Annotated in this window: 9 protein-coding genes, 1 tRNA gene and 1 pseudogene; 2 read left to right on the forward strand and 9 right to left on the reverse strand. The window is 56.0% G+C overall.

Features of this window, described 5'->3' with window-relative positions:
• Nucleotides 1-354: 354 nt before the first annotated feature.
• Nucleotides 355-864, forward strand: a complete 510-nt coding sequence (locus tag VF639_RS03790) for a DUF421 domain-containing protein (protein WP_331144552.1) — start codon at nt 355-357, stop codon at nt 862-864.
• Between the two features lie 238 nt (nt 865-1,102).
• Here the strand turns inward: VF639_RS03790 and VF639_RS03795 are convergent, their stop codons facing one another.
• From VF639_RS03795 to VF639_RS03820, 6 genes are all read right to left on the reverse strand, one after another.
• Nucleotides 1,103-2,860, reverse strand: coding sequence for a RagB/SusD family nutrient uptake outer membrane protein (locus VF639_RS03795; RefSeq protein WP_331144553.1), 1,758 nt, complete (start codon nt 2,858-2,860; stop codon nt 1,103-1,105).
• A 116-nt stretch (nt 2,861-2,976) separates the two neighbouring features.
• A complete protein-coding gene (locus tag VF639_RS03800; protein WP_331144554.1) occupies nt 2,977-6,183 on the reverse strand; it encodes a SusC/RagA family TonB-linked outer membrane protein in 3,207 nt (1,068 codons plus the stop codon).
• 53 nt (nt 6,184-6,236) lie between these two features.
• On the reverse strand, nt 6,237-7,964 hold the full coding sequence (locus tag VF639_RS03805; RefSeq protein WP_331144555.1) for a RagB/SusD family nutrient uptake outer membrane protein: 1,728 nt from the start codon (nt 7,962-7,964) through the stop codon (nt 6,237-6,239).
• Nucleotides 7,965-7,985: 21 nt separating this feature from the next.
• Nucleotides 7,986-10,955, reverse strand: coding sequence for a SusC/RagA family TonB-linked outer membrane protein (locus tag VF639_RS03810; RefSeq protein ID WP_331144556.1), 2,970 nt, complete (start codon nt 10,953-10,955; stop codon nt 7,986-7,988).
• Between the two features lie 764 nt (nt 10,956-11,719).
• A tRNA-Glu gene (locus VF639_RS03815) sits at nt 11,720-11,791 on the reverse strand.
• A gap of 66 nt (nt 11,792-11,857) precedes the next feature.
• Nucleotides 11,858-12,559, reverse strand: a complete 702-nt coding sequence (locus tag VF639_RS03820) for a TVP38/TMEM64 family protein (RefSeq protein ID WP_331144557.1) — start codon at nt 12,557-12,559, stop codon at nt 11,858-11,860.
• A 232-nt stretch (nt 12,560-12,791) separates the two neighbouring features.
• Between VF639_RS03820 and VF639_RS03825 the strand changes: the two genes are divergently transcribed.
• Nucleotides 12,792-14,576, forward strand: a complete 1,785-nt coding sequence (locus VF639_RS03825; protein ID WP_331144558.1) for a glycoside hydrolase family 15 protein — start codon at nt 12,792-12,794, stop codon at nt 14,574-14,576.
• A 71-nt stretch (nt 14,577-14,647) separates the two neighbouring features.
• Here the strand turns inward: VF639_RS03825 and VF639_RS03830 are convergent, their stop codons facing one another.
• The 3 genes and pseudogenes from VF639_RS03830 to VF639_RS25325 form a co-directional block, all read right to left on the reverse strand.
• On the reverse strand, nt 14,648-16,822 hold the full coding sequence (locus VF639_RS03830) for a bifunctional alpha,alpha-trehalose-phosphate synthase (UDP-forming)/trehalose-phosphatase (protein ID WP_331144559.1): 2,175 nt from the start codon (nt 16,820-16,822) through the stop codon (nt 14,648-14,650).
• A gap of 243 nt (nt 16,823-17,065) precedes the next feature.
• Nucleotides 17,066-17,305 (reverse strand): cyclic nucleotide-binding domain-containing protein, encoded by a 240-nt coding sequence (locus VF639_RS03835; protein ID WP_331144560.1) that lies wholly within the window; start codon nt 17,303-17,305, stop codon nt 17,066-17,068.
• Nucleotides 17,306-17,325: 20 nt separating this feature from the next.
• Nucleotides 17,326-17,664, reverse strand: a pseudogene (locus VF639_RS25325) (Crp/Fnr family transcriptional regulator); the annotation flags it as partial.
• Nucleotides 17,665-17,698: the final 34 nt, after the last annotated feature.

Raw genomic sequence — 17,698 nt, forward strand, 5'->3', positions numbered from 1 at the left:
AAATGAAAAGGAGTACCCTAAAAAGGTCGTCAATAGATATTCAGGCAGAAGTAGGGGTGCCCTGCCAAACGAGGTTCAAACGGATCAGCCAGTTACCGAAGCTCGGGCGCTTACGTGGCCGGTTTGCATTCTAGGAAGCACAAGGCAGCGCTTTAAGTTGCATAATGATGGACATGCCCGCCGAACCGCCACAGCCTGTGCTCGTAAAACAATTAAACAGCGGGTCCCAACTGCCCTGCCGACGGTTTTTTCGATGCGTCAGTACATAAGTGGCCATTGCTTATCCGTGTTTAGCGGGTTATCAGGTACAGCCTGCCTAACCCACTACTATATTCTAATTTCAAGATGCCTGGAATGAACACCAGTTCTTTTATAGACCTACTAGGGCTGCATGCCGAGGCCCACACTATTACGGCATCGCAGATGGCCGTACGGGCCGTGCTTGTATTTGCGGCCGCGCTGGCTATGCTGCGCGTAGCGGGGCCCCGCACCTTCGGCCGGGATACAGCCTTCGATTTAGTATTGAAAATTACCCTTGGCTCGCTGCTCAGCCGGGCCGTAGTAGCTGCTTCGCCTTTTTGGTCGACGCTCTTGGCCTGTGCCATTTTCGTGGGGCTGCACCGCCTGCTAGCCATGGCTGCCTACCACTACGAGGGGTTCGGCTGGCTCATCAAAGGCCAATCAACCAAGCTCGCGCAAGAAGGCAAGCTGTTGCGCAAGCAGATGCGCCAAAGCGAAATAACCGAGAAAGAGCTGCTGGAAGGCCTGCGCGAAACAGCAAGTATCACCTCGCTCGACCAGGTCGAGTCGATGCACCTAGAACGCAGCGGCAAGCTAAGTGTGGTGAAGAAACAGGAGGATTAAAGCTGCTCTTGGGTGTACTTAAGAGCAGCTACCTTTCAACAACCCTCTTCAAGGCCTGAGCAGCAAGACATACAAGTACAGACACTTTATTTACCGGAACCCCTTCAAACAAAAAACGGCCCCCTATTGCTAGGGCGCCGTTTTTTGTTTGCTAAGCTAGCATTATCGCGCTACAAGCTCCCGATACGTTTTTTGCCTGAGAGCAGGGTGCATCAATGGAAGCAAAGCACAAGTGCTACTAATAGAGCGGGTTCTGCACTACGGCTGAGGCCTTGCGGATTTCCGAGTCGGGGATGGGCAGCAGGTACATCTCGGGCCGGAAGTTGCGGCGCCGGATCGACTCGGTCACCGTGTACGCGGTGCGCGAAGTGGGTGGGGTAGCGTTGTTGGCTTGCACGATGCGAATCCGCTTGTTGAAGGCGTTGTTGACGACCATGGCTGTTTTCCAGCGGCGGGTGTCGTTCCAGCGGTGGTCTTCGTAGGCCAGCTCGATGCGCCGCTCGTTGCGGACCAACTCCCGCATTTCCGCTTGGCCCATGCCGGGCCGCAGGCCGTAATTGTTATCGGTGCCCGGCTCTATACCGGCCCGTTTGCGCAGCTCTATCAGGCTCGCATAAGCCAGTTGAGGCTGACCTGTTTCGTTGATGGCCTCGGCGTAGTTGAGTAGGATTTCGGCGTAGCGCAGCAGGGGCCAGCCCCGCAGGGTGTTGCCGCTGCCGTTTGGGGCGATGTTCACGTCGCACATTTTACGGCAATAGTAGCCCGTGGTATAAGAGGTGGGCCCGTAACCGTCCTGGCCGGCTCCTTCGTAAGTGTACACCGGCTGCTGTCCTTGGTTGCCAAGCTGATACATCGACATATTGTAGATGACGGTGTAGCCGAAGCGCGGGTCTCGGTTCTCGTAGGGCTTGTCAGGGTTGAAGCCGGAGGTAGGATCGGTGATGGCCTTGCCGTTCTTCATCGGGAAGCACTCCACAAGGTTCTGGGTTGGCAGTATGTTGTACTGCCCTCCCCGGGAAGGTGGGAGGTAGTACTCTTCGTACTCTCTTTGCGCCCCGCGGTTCTGGAAGATGATATACTCGCTATTGACCCGCTTCAAGAACAGTTCATAGAAGCCCAAGCCTGGACTAGCAGTGTTCGTGTTCAGCGAGTACGTGCCTCCTTTTCCGTCTATCACTTCCTTGGCCGCATCGGCGGCACGCTGCCAGTGACTGACGCTGTAGGTAGGATAGCTGACAATTTCTTTCAGCGCGGGGTCAGTGGCTTCAGACTGGCCATTGAAGAGCGGGCTGGCAGCCTGCAACAATAAGCGCGATTTTAGTGCCAGGCAAGCCCCTTTTGTGATGCGGCCATAGTCCTGCTCGGCGTAGCCGCCCATAGTGACGGGCATGTCGACCGAGGGCAGTATGTTAGCCGCCGCGTTCAGCTCACTCACAATATAGTCTACGCACTCAGCGTAGGTATTGCGGGGCAGATTGATGGTTTCCTCAATGCCGTACACTTTGTCACCAATAAGGGACACGCCCCCATAGTGGATGAGTAGGGTTTGGTAATACCAGGCGCGCAGGAAGCGGGCTTCCGCCTCCGTGCGAGTTTTCATCCTGGCCGAAAGTGGCACCGTGGGCAGCTTTGCCAGAAATATGTTTACGCGGCGAATATTGCGCCACGGCCTATCGTATGTTTCCCCAAAAGCAACGTTTAACGGGGTTACCGAGCCGTTGTAGAGCTGTACGCCGGGCTGGCCCAAGCCGTTGTAGCGGAACTCGGCGTCGTCGGTGGCTACATCGGTGGAGCTGGTGCCGTTCCAGCGCCCCTTGTAGTACACGTAGCTGATGTCGCTGTAGATCCGACCCAGGAAGGCCATGGTCCGGGTGCTGTCCGTAAACACATCATTTTCAACCAGAACGTTGGTCTTCGGCTCCAGGAAGTCGTCTTGCTTGCACGCCGTAAACATGGCTGCTGATGCCGACAAAAAAAGAAAAAGTAACTTTTTCATTGAAACAAGTTGAAGGTGGGAGTCGGCCGGTTGTGAGTTGCCGCTTGCCGGTTGCTAATTATTGAACAAACTAGCAACCGGCAACTGATAACTGGCAACTCAAGGTCGGCAATCAGTTAAAAAGTGACGCTTACGCCAAGATTGAACAGCCGCTGCGGGGGGTAGAAAAGCTGGGTGCTGCCGTTCGAGAAGCTGCCGGTTACACTGTTGCCGTTTTGTGACATTTCGGGGTCGAGGTCGTAGAGGCGGTCCAGCTTGGTCCAGGTAAGCAGGTTGTTGCCGTTGGTATAGATACGCGCCTGGCCGATGCCTAGCTTGCGGGTGAAGCTCTCCGGCAGCTCGTAGTTGAGTTGAGCGGTTTTTAAACGAATATAGTCGCCGCGAATAAACCAGAACGTGGAAGAAAACTGGGCCGGGTCGCTGATGCCACCCTGCAAGCTTAAGCGGGGGTAGCGGGCATTGTCGCCTAGCTCCGGGGTCCAGGCTTGGGTGTGTACCTCCGTCAGGTTCGACACGAAAGCTCGGATAACTACGTCGGCACCGCGCACGTTGAAGTTGCTGGCTCCCTGAAACAATACGCTCAAACTGAATGCCTTGTAGCGGAAGCTGCCGGTAATACCATAGTTGGTATTGGGCAAGGACGGGTAACCTTCCACTATCCGGTCGGCCCCCGTAATCAGGTTGTCGCCGTTGATGTCTTCGTACTTGAGGTCACCGGGTCTTACGGGTATTGTCGGTTTGGGACTGTTCGCAATGTCCGCCTCGTCCTGGTAGAAGCCAATCCACCGATACACTAGCTGCTGCCCGATGCTCTTGCCGGTGAAGCGCTGGTAGGGGTATTGGGGAGTTGGCTCATCGCGGAAGATTACCTTGTTTTTGGCCAGCGAGTAATTGCCGCCCACCGAAACGGTAATATCCTTGGTCAGGTCTTTGCGGTAGTTGAGCTGCACTTCCACGCCCCGGTTGTTCACTTTGCCCAGGTTGACTGGCGGCAGGCCAATGCCAATGATCTGGGACACGGTACCCCGGTTGGTTAGAATGTCGTAGCGGTTGTTATTGAAATAGTCAACCGTGCCGGTAAGGGCATTATTTAGGAAAGCAAACTCTACCGCCACATCCAGCTTTTTCTCTTTCTCCCAGCTCACGTTCGGGTTGCCCAAATTACCCTCGGTAATACCGGGTATCTGGTTAGTGCCAAAGCCGAAGTCGGTGGCGGCAACCCCGTTGTTGAGGCCGCCGTTGTTGTCATTAGCACTGGTGTTCGTGGCACCTATTGCTTGGTTGTAGCTTTGCTGGTAGTAGTACGAGAAGCCCCCAATAGCGTCGTTGCCGACTATACCGTAAGAGCCCCGTAGCTTAAGCAGGTCGATGAAGCCAAGTGTAGACTTGAAAAAGGGCTCTTCCGAAATGTTCCACCCCGCTGAAACGGCCGGGAACAGACCGTAGCGCTCGGCACTGACAAAGCGCGACGAACCGTTGTAGCCTGCGTTAAGCTGAAACAGGTACTTCTGCTTGTAATCGTAGCCGATGCGGGCCGAGTAGCCCCGGAAGTTGTTAGGAATGTAGTTGTAAATTTCACTTCCAACGTTAGCCTGGCTTGAGTTACGGTTGAGCAGCGCCAAGCCTGATACGTGGTGGTCGCCAAACGTACGGTCGTAATTGAGAACGGCCTGCACGTTGAGTACCCGGCTGGTATTGCGGGGCTGATAGTCGTAGCCCAGGCGCGGCACACGGAAGATGTTTGGGTCCCGGGGTATGTACTGCTCATTCACTGAAGTGGCCGGATCATCCGTTCTGCTTGGGTCGTAGATGAACGAAGGAATCTGGCCCCGGCTCTGGGAGCGATAATAGACGTAGTTGCTGGTATACGCCACGCGGGGCGTAAAAGAAAGCCCCCTGGTTATAAAATCCAGCTTCTGCTTGGCCGACAGCACCACGTTCATGTTGCTCTCATACTCGCGGCGGTAGCCGGCAGTGGCCAAGCGCCCGATGATGTTGTTGACGTCGAAGTCCTGGCCGTTAGCTTGGGCCCATCTGCTGTAGCCGTAAGATCCGTCAGGATTGGTGATGGGGTACTGAAACGGGGCCAGGGTGTTGAAGCTGCTGTAATCGTAGAAAATGTCGTTGCGGCCGTAAGGACTCAGTGTCGAAGGTAAGTTCACCTGGGCGAAGTTGCCATACAAGTCCACGCGCATATCCAGGCTCTTGGTTACCTTGATATCCAGGTTCGAGCGATAGTTATAGCGCTTCTGATGGTAGGAGCCGTCGATGTCCTGGCCTTTGCTGAAGTTTTTGGTGATGCCGTCCTGAAACAAATAGGCCAGGGACACAAAGTATTTCACCCGCTCGGTGCCACCCGTCAAATCCAGGTTGACGCGCTGTTGCTGGCTGAATTTCTTGAACAGCACCTCCTTCCAGTTGATGTCGGGGTGCGTGTAAGGGCTGGATCCGTCTTGGTACTTCTGCAGATCATCGGCCGAGAAGCGAGGCGTAGCATTGGGGTTGTCGTTGAGTTGTGCCTGGTTGTAGAGCGAGGCGCTCTGAAACGAATTCAGGTAAGTAGGCAGCTTGGTGGGTTGGCTCAAACTCGATTCCACCCGTAGGGATATCTGGGGCGGCCCTTCCTTGCCGCGCCGCGTGGTTACCACCACCACGCCATTGGCACCCCGCACGCCGTAGATGGCCGTGGTGGAAGCGTCTTTCAGAATGGAAAGGCTTTCAATTTCATTGGGGTCGAGGCGGGCAAACTGGTCGTACGAGTATTCGATGTCGTCGACGATGATGAGCGGGCGGTTATTGTTGTTGTAGGAGCTAACGCCGCGGATGTAGAACTCGGCCCCGTCGGCCCCGGGCCGGCCGGAACCTTGCTGCGAGAAGAAGCCGGGCAAACGCCCCGTCAGCGAGTTCTGCAGGCTGGCCGACGGGTTCTCCCGAATCTCTTTGCCGCTTACTACGCTCACTGAACCTGTGGAGGTAATTTTTTTCTGCTCGCCGTAGCCCACTACCACTACATCGTTGAGCACCTGATCGTTGGATTCCAGCTTCACGTTTACCGAGGTGCGGGTTCCCACCTGTACTTCGGCCAGCTTATAGCCTACCGAGCGAAAAACCAGTATCCCGCTCTTGCCACGCAAGGTAATTTGGTAACGCCCGTTCAAGTCGGTGCTGATACCATTGGTTGGGGTATCCTTCTCGTACACCGACACGCCGGGTACGGCTTCTTTGACGTCGGATACCACGCCCTGTACTACCTGGCCCTGCGCATACAGCGAGCTACTAGCCAGGAGTAAAGTGAAAATCAGAAGTAAAACTATTTTTTTCATACCATTCAAAAATCAGATAAAGAAGAGGAGGTGTGCTGCCCGGCTAGTGAGGTTTACCAGCCGGGATTCTGCATCAGGTTCAGATTCTTAGTAGTCTCGTCGTAGGGCAGCGGCAGGTAATAGAGCTTGGGCTGAAACACCATGTTGGTTACCAGTGTCCGCTCGTAGGTGAAGGTGAGGGGCATGGTAGCCGTGCGCACGATTTTAATGCCGTTCAGCGGGCCATTCAGCGTGGTTTCGGCAATGCGCCAGCGGCGCAGATCCCAGAAGCGGTGCTCCTCGAAGGCCAGCTCGATACGCCGCTCATTGCGAATCAGATCCCGCGTCGCGTCCTTGCTGATACCAGCCGGAATGCCAAAGCGGTTGTCAGTACCGGCCTGAATGCCCGCCCTTCTCCGTAAGTCAATTATTTGTGTTATGGCTTCCGGAGTGCGGTCCCGCTCGTTGAGGGCCTCCGCAAAGTTGAGCTTGATTTCTGCGAAGCGAAAAATTGGGAAGTTGTGAGTCTGATTAGTGTAGGCGCTACTGCTGGTGAAGTCCCCCAGAAACTTGCGTAAATAGTAGCCCGTGCGGGTTTGCACTCCGTTGGTGTTGGGCTTGTCGCGGCCGCCCTCAAACAGTTCCACGTTGCGGCCGAGCCAGCGGCTACCCACCGGGCTGGTGCTGGTGCCGGTACCGTTGGTGAACACAGTGGCGAGCAGGCGTGGGTCGCGGCCGGCGTAGGGGTTGTTGGCCTGGTAGCTGGTAGCTGGATCGGTAATGGGCCGACCATTAGCGTCAGGGAAGGCATCCACCAGGTTCTGGCTGGGGCTGGTCAGGCCTTGGCTGTTAGCCGGCGCCGCAGAGCCGACGGGCGCATTCGTAGTTTCCAGCGTGGTGTTTGTGACTGCTTGCTTGGCCAGAATAATTTCCGTGTTCTTGCGTTCGAGAAACACGCTGCTGAAGCTGGGCCGCAGCGTGTAGTAGCCAGCATTCAGGAACTCCTGAGCGGCGTCGAGTGCCTTCTGCCAGCGCATGGGGTCGGCATTCGGGTACCCGTTCAGGTCCGTGCTGCCGGGAACGACCTGTCCGCCACCATTAAAGAGCGGACTAGCGGCGTAAAGCAGCATTCGGCTTTTCAGAGCCAGGGCCGCGCCCCGCGGAATCCGGCCCCAGTCGTTGTCGGTGTACTCTCTGGCAATGGTTTCTTTTCGTAGGTCCGGGACAATAGCGTCGCACTCTTTCACGATGTAGTCCACGCACTCGCTGTACGTATTGCGCGACAGCGACAAGTCGTCTTGCAGGGTGAAGATCTGGTCGCCAATCAGCGGCACGCCCCCGTAGCGCTTCACCAACTCGAAATACATCAGCGCCCGGATAAAGCGGGCCTCTGCCTTCCACCATTTAACGGTTTCGGCATTGGCAGGCACTTTATCGATGTTGGCCAAAAAGATGTTGACCTTGCGAATGCCCGCGTAGCTGTTGCCCCAGTACGCATCGGGGTTGGAGGTGCTGCTGATGGTGCCGTTGGTGTAGAATTCCACCGATTGAGTTGTGCGCGATGGCACGCCGTCGTCGGTGCCGGCATCAAAGAAGTTGCCGCCCACCCGCGCAAAGCCGTTGGGAATGTAATTGTAGAGGTCGTTCAGGAATTGCGAGGCGACGTTGGCATTGCGGTCCTGCACGTCCCACAAGGTGTCTTCCCGGTATATATCCACGGGCTCGGTTTCAATTCGTTTACAGCCCGACCCGGCCAGGGACAGAACCAGGCCGGTAAGGAGTAGGTAGCGTTTTTTGAGCATAAAATGGGGGTAGGCCGAAACCTAAAGCTTGATGTTAAGACCGAGGTTGAACAGGCGCTGCTGGGGGTAGCCGTTGTTGAATACCTCCGGGTCGATACGGCTGTATTCACTCACGGTCACTAGGTTGGTGGCGCTGGTAAATACCCGCAGACCCTGCACGCGCACCCGGCGAGAAATAGACAAAGGCAGGGAGTAGCCTAGCTCGACGTTTTTGAGCCGGGCGTAGTTGTTGCGGTGCTGCCAGTAAGTGGAAAACGCCTGATTGTTGGGGTTCGAGCCTATGTTGAGCCGGGGGTAGCTGGCACCGGGGTTGTCCGGGGTCCAGCGGTCGAGGTGCTGCTCGAACACTTGGCTTACACCGTTATTATTCAGGAAGGCGTATTCGGCGCCGCCACTCAGGTAGATGTTGCGGTTGAGTACGCCCTGCACCAGCGCCGACAAATCAAACGAGTGGAAGCGGACTCCAAAATCAGCGCCGAACGGCACCAAGGGCTTGGTTGTTCCCATGGGGGCCTGATCGAACTGATCGATTACGCCGTCGCTGTTCAAATCCTTATAGCGGACGTCGCCAGGTTGGGGCCGGTACCCTACGAGGGTAGCGGCGCCGGCAATTTCATCGGCACTCTGAAACAAACCATCGGCCTGGTAGCCGAACGGCTGGCCTACCTGCTGGCCGGTGCGCCGCATCCAGTCATAGGGCCGGAACACTTCGTCGGCGTACAGCACCTCCGACTTCTGAATGCCGATGTTACCTGTCACGTAATAGTTAAAGTCCTGCGAGCCCTGCTGCCAGGTTAGCTGGCCCGTGAAGCCGCTGTAGCGGTTCTGGCCGATGTTCTCGTTGGGGTAGAAGTTGCCCAGCAGCGTGGTGTTGCGGCCGCGCTGGATCAGCAGGTCGTAGAACTTGTTGTTGTAGTACTCGAGGGTGAAGCCCAGGTGGCCGTTGAGAAGAGCGCCTTGAATGCCAGCGTTCAGCTTGTTGGCTTTTTCCCAGGTGATGTTGGTATTAGCCAGTGCTGACTCACTGAGCGCCGCCTGAGTGCCGCCCGAGGTTCCGAAAGTGGGCTGGCCCGTCTCGAAGTAGCGCTGGATGTAGACGAAGTCACCGGGGTTGTCGTTGCCGGTTTTGCCATAGGAGCCGAACAGCTTCAGGTGCGAGAGCCAGGTGGCGGACTGCATAAACTCCTCACGCGAGATGTTCCAGGCCAAACCCGCGGCCGGGAAGAAGCCCAACTTGGGTTTGTCGTCGCTGGTATAGCGGTTCGAGCCGTTCAGCCCGAACGCGAATTCGGCCACGTACTTCTCCTCGAAGTTATACGCCAGCCGTCCCGAGCCGCCCGTAAATGTATAAGGCAGATTCCGTCCCGATACCGAGTTTTGGCGGTTAGCCAGCAGCACCGCATTCACGCCGTGAGCCCCAAACTGATGGTCGTAGCCCGCGCTTAGCTCCACATAGTCGGTGCGAAACTGCACAGCCCCCGCAACCGCGTTGATCTGCTGGCCTACAACGCCAAACTGCTGATAGGTGACGGGGTTGGTAACAGGAGTGCGCCGCTGGAAAACGGGGTAAACTTTGCTCCGGTTGATGTTCTCGGAAACGTTTGTGTAGTAAGAGCCCACCGCCTTCAGGTACAGGCCCGGCACAAACTCATCCAGCGTCCGCTTCAGGTAGAAGTCGGCCAGCATGTCGCGCCGGTAGCTGGTCTGGTAGCCCGAGTTGATGGTTTGGCCCCAGAGGTTGTTTTGAAACGCCTGACTGCCACCGAACGAGCCGTCCTCGTTGTAGATGGGGTAGGCATTGTTGGGCGTATTCACCAACGCGTTGAAGATACTATTAGTAGCGGTGCCCGGCCCCAGGTTGGCGGCATCTAGAAGAGCGTTTAAGCCGGGCTCATTGGTATCCACGATGCGCCCGAGCAGATGAATACCAGCCGACAGCTTGGCGTTGAGCTGCAAGTCGACGTTCGAGCGAACCACGTAGCTCTTGAACGTGTTGGTGGTGCTGTAAGGGTTGATGTCACTCTCCTTAAGCAAGCCCGACTGACTCAGGTGCTCCAACGACACGAAGTACTTCGAGAAGCTGTTACCACCCGTGGCGCTGAGCGTGTACCGGTCGAGGCGCGATGACTTTTTCAGTACCTGCTTGCGCCAGTCTACATCCGGGAAGCCAAAGGGGTCCGAACCGTCCTGATAGGCCTGCAAGGCAGCGTCGGAGTATCCTGGGGCCAAACCGTCGTTACGGCGAGCCTCGTTGTTGAGTACGGAGTAATTGTAGGCATTCAGCGCCTTGGGCTGCTTGAGCGGCTGCTGCACCGCCGACTGCACCGTGAAGGATACCCTAGGCAGGCTAGGCGTGCCCTTGCGGGTAGTTACATTTAACACCCCGTTTGAGCTGCGGGCACCGAGCATCACCGTGCTTAGCGCATCCTTGAGTACCGTCACCGACTCAATCTCCTCTAAGTCAAATATGGTCAGGTCCCGCGGAATACCGTCGATAACCACCAGCGGGCGCATACCCAGCAGGTTGGGCGTCACTTCATCAAGTCCGGGCTGCCCCGAAGACTGGTTGGTCGTCATGCCCGCTACCCGTCCACTAAGGGCATTCAGAAAAGAGGCAACCGGCAAACGATTTAAGTCACGATTATAAATCGTTTGCGTAGAGGCAGCTGTTAAGTCGGGCCGTGCGTCGTTATAAAGCATGCGCACAGGCTTAAGCCGGGCTACTGCCGGGTTCTTGGTGCTCAGCAATAAAAAAGGAGCAAGATCGTCGCGCACCACGTACTGTTCTACCACCACTCCGAGCGCGCGCAGTTGCAGCGTGTCGCCCTGAATAGCGGCTAATCGTACCTGCCCTAAGGCGTCAGTCACACCTGACAGTGAGCCCCGCCGCCCAAAAACCTCCACGCCGGCTAGGGGCTCGTAGTTTTCGTCGGTTATGGTAGGGATGAAGAGGGTGGTGACTATGGTATCGGGTGCTTGCCTAAGCCGCATAGTAGCTGCTGAGCCAGCAAAAGTGGGCACCGTAGTAGTTATTCCGATGCCAATTAGTAAAAAAGTTGACTTTAGGTTTTTTTGTATGGGTTTTACCATTGCTATCTAAGGTGTGGAGTTTTTTGATGGGTTGGAATAAGCTCTTTCGTCACTGCATTAAGGGTCAGTTTTGGAGTTCATAGTCAGTTTTCTATTTTCTACACGCTACCAATTGCGCGATATACTTGGTATAAAACCAGATTATTTTTCACTTCGTTGTATCAACTTGTTTATCAGCACGATAGAAATTAAAATTTTATTGGAAATCGTTTGCATAAATTATTGTTTGCCAAAATAGGTAGAATAAATGTTTCTATAATGCAAAATCGAAAAATGAGTTCATTATAGCTTCATGAGCTATATACAAGGCGTATGAAATTGCTATGTATCAGGAACTGTACTGACTTATTTTCTGCTGCTTTGAAAGCAATAGTCGAGTATTCACCACTCGGGAAGTCCACAGAACGCGGATAACAGTTAAAGCCGAGCAGCTTTAGCAGATGAAGGGGGGAGCAACGAAGGATTCAAATGTGCTTCGAATCAGAACTTGCCATCTATACATGCCCACAGAAATGCAGGGTATAGCCTAGATTCGTACACCTGCGGCTATTCTGCAACTTGGGCTGGCTGTGGAAGCCTAAGCAACTGTGATAAATTCACAACACTCACTGCTAGGATATAAAACAGAAAGGCCTCTACGGTAGCGTAGAGGCCTTTCTGCTGTGTAGTCCGTAGGGGAATCGAACCCCTGTTGGTAGAATGAAAATCTACTGTCCTAACCCCTAGACGAACGGACCGTTTTTCGTTTTGGTGGTGCAAAGATAAAGCACGAAAAAGATACCCTGCAAGTTCCTGACAAGGATTTACGTAGTTTTTTGCCGGCGTCGGTCCCACCATACATACGCACCAAACAGCAGCAGACTCACGCCCGATACCCATAGTAGGCCGGTTTTCAGGCGTTTGCTGTCTTCGCCGAGGTAGGCAAGCAGGGCAATCAGAGGCACCACGCCCACGACCGTGGCCGCAATAAATTTCAAGTAACCCATGCGCGCCACGCCTCCCACAAAGCTGATGGCGTCGTCGGAGAGGGCGGGGGAAAGACGAGCAATAATGACGGCCCACACGCCGTAGCGGTGCACCACATCAACAACTTTCTTCTCGGTTTTCTCGCCGAGCAGCCGGCTCACAAACGACTCTCCCAACGCGCGGCCTAGGGCGTAGCCTACAGTAGAGGCCACCACGCAGCCTCCAAGCGCCAGCAACGAGCCCCACCACGGCCCATAGGCCAAAATGGCTACCAGGATAAGGGCCACCACGTTCACCACAAATAAAAACATCTGTATCACCATCAGCAGCACCAGCACCACCGGGCCCCAATACCCAAACTGCTGCATCCAGGCGGCAATGCGCTTTTGCTCGCCACTTTTCAGGACCATAAATCCTTCCTTCGCGGCCGTTTGAAAATCAGGCCAGAAGAAATAGGCAGTTACCAGCGCAGCCAGTAAGGCCAGCGTAATATAGAGCGGAGTATGATTGGAACGGTGGGCGGGAGAGGAAGTGGACATGAGCTAGTTAGGCGCAGAAAACAACAGAAAGGCTGCTTGGCTCCTCTACGCAGCTTACAGCCCGAAAGCTACGGCAACCCCAACGGCCCCAATGGGGTACTAGGTGGTGAAATAGTGAGGTTGTGAAAAGTGAATTTGTTGTTCGGCTTGCATTCGTTGCGCGGCTGGAACGTTAAACGCACCACTTTTCCAAGTTCACCATTTCACAACTTCACAACTTCACCACTTCCTGATGATCAAGCACACCTACGACATGGGTTTGATTGGCAACTGCGCCTATTTAGCCCTCATTCGCAAGGATACCTCCGTGGCCTGGCTTTGCTGGCCGCGTTTTGATAGCAGCTTTATATTCGGCGACTTGCTCGATACCGCCAAAGGAGGCGAGTTCAGCGTCCGGCCCGGGGCAACTGGCCCCTACGAGACGCACCAATACTACCAAACCAACACCAACGTGCTGTGCACGGAAATCGAGAACGAGGAAGGTCGCTACCGCGTCACCGACTATGCGCCCCGTTTCGAGCAGCACGAGCGGTACTACAAGCCCCTGATGATTATCCGGAAGCTGGAGCCGCTGGTGGGCACGCCGCGGGTGCGGGTGATTTGCAACCCGGTAGGCGAGTACGGCGAGAAGCAATTGAGCCGCCGCCGCAGTTCCAACCACATTGCCTTCCTGGGCCTGGAAGAGGAGATTCGTCTCACCACCGACATTCCGCTGACCTACGTTCTCGACAACGAGGACTTTGTACTGAACATGCCGCGCTACCTGGTGCTCACGTACGGCGCGCCGCTGGAAGCTTCGTTGGAAAGCACTGCCGAGCGGTTTTTGCGCAGCACCGTAGATTACTGGCGCAAGTGGGTGAAGAGCACCAGCATCAGCAACTTCCACCAGAGCGCCGTTATCCGGTCGGCACTGGCCCTCAAGATGCACCAATACGAAGACACCGGCGCCATCATTGCAGCCAGCACTACCAGTCTGCCCGAGGCACCCGGCAGCACCCGCAACTGGGACTACCGCTTCTGCTGGATGCGCGACACCTACTACACGCTCACGGCGTTCAACAACATCGGTCACTTCGAGGAGATGGAGCGGTACTTCCACTACATCGCCAATATTTCCACCAAAGTGGTGGGCAAATACCAGCCGCTCTACAGCATCAGCGGGGCCTCGGAGCTAACCGAAATCGAGCTGCCGCTGGCGGGCTACCTCGGCAACCAGCCCGTGCGCATCGGCAACGACGCCTACACCCACATCCAGAACGACGTGTACGGGCAGGTGCTGGTGGCGCTGCTACCGCTGTATGTCGACTGCCGCTTCCTCGACCCCGAGCGCACCAACCCGAGCAAGCTGATCTACGAGGCGCTGCACATGATTAAGGCCACCATGGACCAGCCCGACGCCGGCCTGTGGGAGTTCCGCCATATTGCGCAATACCACTGCTACACCTACCTGTTCCATTGGGCCGGCAGCAACGCCGCCCGCAAAGTGGCCCACTCGCTCGGCAACTTCGACATGGAAGCCCTGGCCACCGAGTTGATGGAAGAAGCGGAGCGCCGCATCGAGCAGTGCTTCAACGAGAAGCATCAGGCGTACGCCAACGCCATCGGCTCGCCGCACCTCGATGCCAGCACCCTGCAGCTCATTATGATGGGCTACCTCGACCCCACCACCGAGCGGGCTCACACCCATCTGCGGGCGCTGGAAAAAGACCTGATGACCCCCGAGGGCCTGTTCTACCGCTACCGTCACGCCGACGATTTCGGCACGCCCGAAACCACCTTCCTGATCTGCTCTTTCTGGTACGTGGAAACCCTAGCCTGCGTCGGCCGCCTCGACGATGCCATCCGGGAGTTCGAGAAGCTGCTCACCTATACCAACCACTTAGGTTTACTCAGCGAAGACGTGGACGCCAAAACCGGTTCGCAGTGGGGCAACTTCCCGCAAGCCTACAGCCACGTAGGTCTCGTAAACGCCGCCTACCGCATCGCCAAAAAGCTCGACCGGCCGAACTTTGTATAAGAATTTTGTAAATAAAAACGGTCATGCGGAGCCTAAACTCCGCATGACCGTTTTTATTTACTAGCTCCCGCCTACAACAGCTTCCGAAGCAGCTGCCGAACGTCGTTGGTGCCGCGGACGTGGAAGCGGGCCAACGAGCGGGTGGCGCTGCCTACTTTGATGGTGTAGGCCTCAGGCGGCATGGCCCCGAACGTGTCCTCGTCGGTGCGGTCGTCGCCGATGGCCAAGATAAAGTCAGGGGCGTATTCGGTGAGCCAGCGGGCGGCGGCGGTTCCTTTGTTGATGCCCGCGTTTTTAATTTCAATCACCTTGTTGCCTTCCATTACCTGCAAATCGGTGTTGGAAGCCAGGAAAGTGAGGTGACTTACCAGTTCACGAGCGCGCATGGCACTTAGTTCGGCATCAGCCCGCCGGAAGTGCCACACCAAGGAGTATTCTTTGTCTTCGATGAAGGAGCCCGCCGTGCGGCTTACGTACAGCTCCAGGATAGGCCGTAGCTCGACTTTCCAATCGTTGCGCAAGGGCTGAAACAGCGTCCAGTCCTCGCCTTGGCGGCGCAGCCATACGCCGTGCTCGGCAATAAATTCGAGTGGCAAATGCCCGAGCCACTTTTGCAGCGTATTCCGGTCGCGGCCACTGATGATGACCACCCGGTTGTGCGGGTTTTCTGCCAGGCGTTGCAGCAGGTGCAGCATCTCGGCGTCGGGGGCAGCGCGTTGGGGGTTGGGGTTGAAACCGGCCAGTGTGCCGTCGTAGTCGAGCAGGAACAGACGTTTGTTGGCGGCTTCGTACTCCTTGGATAGCTGCGTTGAGGTGGCCGCGTCCAGTACTTCGGTGGCCAGCGTGAGCTGCTTGATCTTGGCGTACGATAGTCGGTCCATGAACAGCTTGGTCCACGAAAACACGTTGTATTGCTGCACCAGGGCTTGCATAGCGGTCATGCGCTGCATCTGCTCGTCTTCGGGCATTACCAGCGCGTCGTGCATGGCTTCGGCTAGCTGGCCGGTATCGGTGGGGTTGATGATGAGGGCATCGGAAAGCTCGCGCGCGGCGCCGGCCCGCTCGCTCAGAATCAGAACACCGCGTTGGTCGGCTTTGCTGGCTACAAATTCCTTGGCTACCAGGTTCATGCCGTCGCGCATGGGCGTTACCAGGGCCACTTCGGCCAGGCGGTAGAGCGCGGCCAGCTCTTCCAGCGGGAACGAGCGGTAGAAGTAGTGAATGGGCGTCCAGGAGATAGAGCTGAATTGGGCGTTGATGCGGCCTACCAACTCGTCGATTTCCTCTTTCAGCGCTGCATATTGGGCCACTTGGTCGCGGGAGGGCACTACCACCATAATCAAGCTCACTTGGTCGCGCCACTCGGGGTAGCGCTGCAACAGTACTTCAAAGGCCCGCAGCCGCTGGGCAATGCCTTTGGTGTAGTCGAGCCGGTCGATGGAGAGAATAACGCGGGAGTTGCGCAAGGCCTCCCGGTACTCGGCTTCGTGGGCCAGCGCCGCCTCCGAGGCCGCCGCCGACGCATACCGGTCGTAGTCGATGCCCATCGGAAACGCATCAACCAATACCGTGCGGGTTGGAGTTTGTATTTGGCCGTTCTGCGAGTTCAGCCCGAGCAATTGCGACACGGCGCTCAGGAAGTGGCGCATGTAGCCGTAGGTGTGGAAGCCGATCAGGTCGGCACCGAGCATACCTTGTAGCAGCTCAGTACGCCAAGGCAATACCCGAATCAACTCGTGCGAGGGAAACGGTATGTGCAGGAAGAAGCCGATGGTGCAGTCGGGGCGGGCTTGGCGCAGCAACTCAGGCAGCAGCAGCAACTGGTAATCGTGCACCCAAATGGTGTCGTCGGGACCAGCTTGTTCGAGCACAGCCTGGCAAAATTTCTCGTTGACGGCTACGTAGGCCTCCCAATGCTCTTGCTCGTAAGTGGCGTACTGCGTGAAGTAGTGAAAGGTAGGCCAGAGCGTAGAGTTGCTGAAGCCCTCATAGAAGTCCCGAATTTCCGACTCCGTCAGAAACACGGGTACCATGCTGTCTTTTAGAAGCTCCTCCTGCACGTGTTGCTCTTCCGCTTCTTCCTCTACAAATAGGCCGGGCCAACCTACCCACACGTTGCTATCTTGCCGATAAATAGAGCCTAAGCCCGTTGCTAAGCCGCCTTCACTAGGTTGGAATGAAAGGCTTTGTTCGGAGCGTAATACTTTAGTAGGTAGTCGGTTGGAAACAATAATGGTGCGGGACATGAGCCGGTTTTCAGATGATAAACTTTTCGGTTTACGAGAGAAAAGCCGGCACAGACATTATTTTTTTACTTGAAGCCGATACAGAAGGCGCACAGTTGGGCTTGTTTTGCGGCTTCCGCCTGCGCTTTCAAGGAGCGTTTTGTTTGATTCTGACAGGTTCTAAACCAACCGACAAGCGAGGCCGTAAAGACGCGGCACTTCGGGTCTCTACGGCCTCGCTAGAACAGGCCAGTTCAAACAACCTCAGCCGGGCGTCACGCCGAGGTAAGAAGCAATGCAGTGCTGCGGAGTACGCTCCAAAATCTTGGTTTTATGACTGCTTAGCAAAGCCTGGTAGCGTTGTTCGGGGCTTAGCAGCAGCAACTCGGCCAGCTGGGCGTCGGTGCCGAGCAGGTGGTATTCGGCCAGCAGGCGCCCAAATCGCTCGTACACCGGCCAGTCCTCGTAAAGCGCCGAAAGCAGCGCGTACGGGAACACCAGCAACTCGGTGGGGCCAGTGCCTCGATGCTAAAAGCGCTGGGTTGGCCCGTCAGGTAGCTCTGATAAGAAGCCATCAAATGGTTCCCGAAAAAGAAGTGCGTGATTTTCTCTTCCCCGTCGGGGCGGGTGTAGAACAGCCGGCAAGCTCCGGATACCAGTAAACTAATGTCGCTACTGGGCTTCTGCTGCGTTACGAATAGCTCCCGCCGGGCCAGCTGGCGCACTTGCAGGCTGGCGGCCAAAGGGGGCCACTCGGCGTCGGTGAGATTTACAAAACGATGAATATAGGCCCGCAAAGAATGCATAGCGCAAGATACAAGCCTGCTTATATGGCCGCCGAAACCAAACAAAAACCCGCTCATCAAGTTGATAAGCGGGTTTTAAAAGAAAGCCTAA

It is taken from the genome of Hymenobacter sp. (genome assembly GCF_036387835.1).
Taxonomy (GTDB): Bacteria; Bacteroidota; Bacteroidia; order Cytophagales; family Hymenobacteraceae; genus Hymenobacter.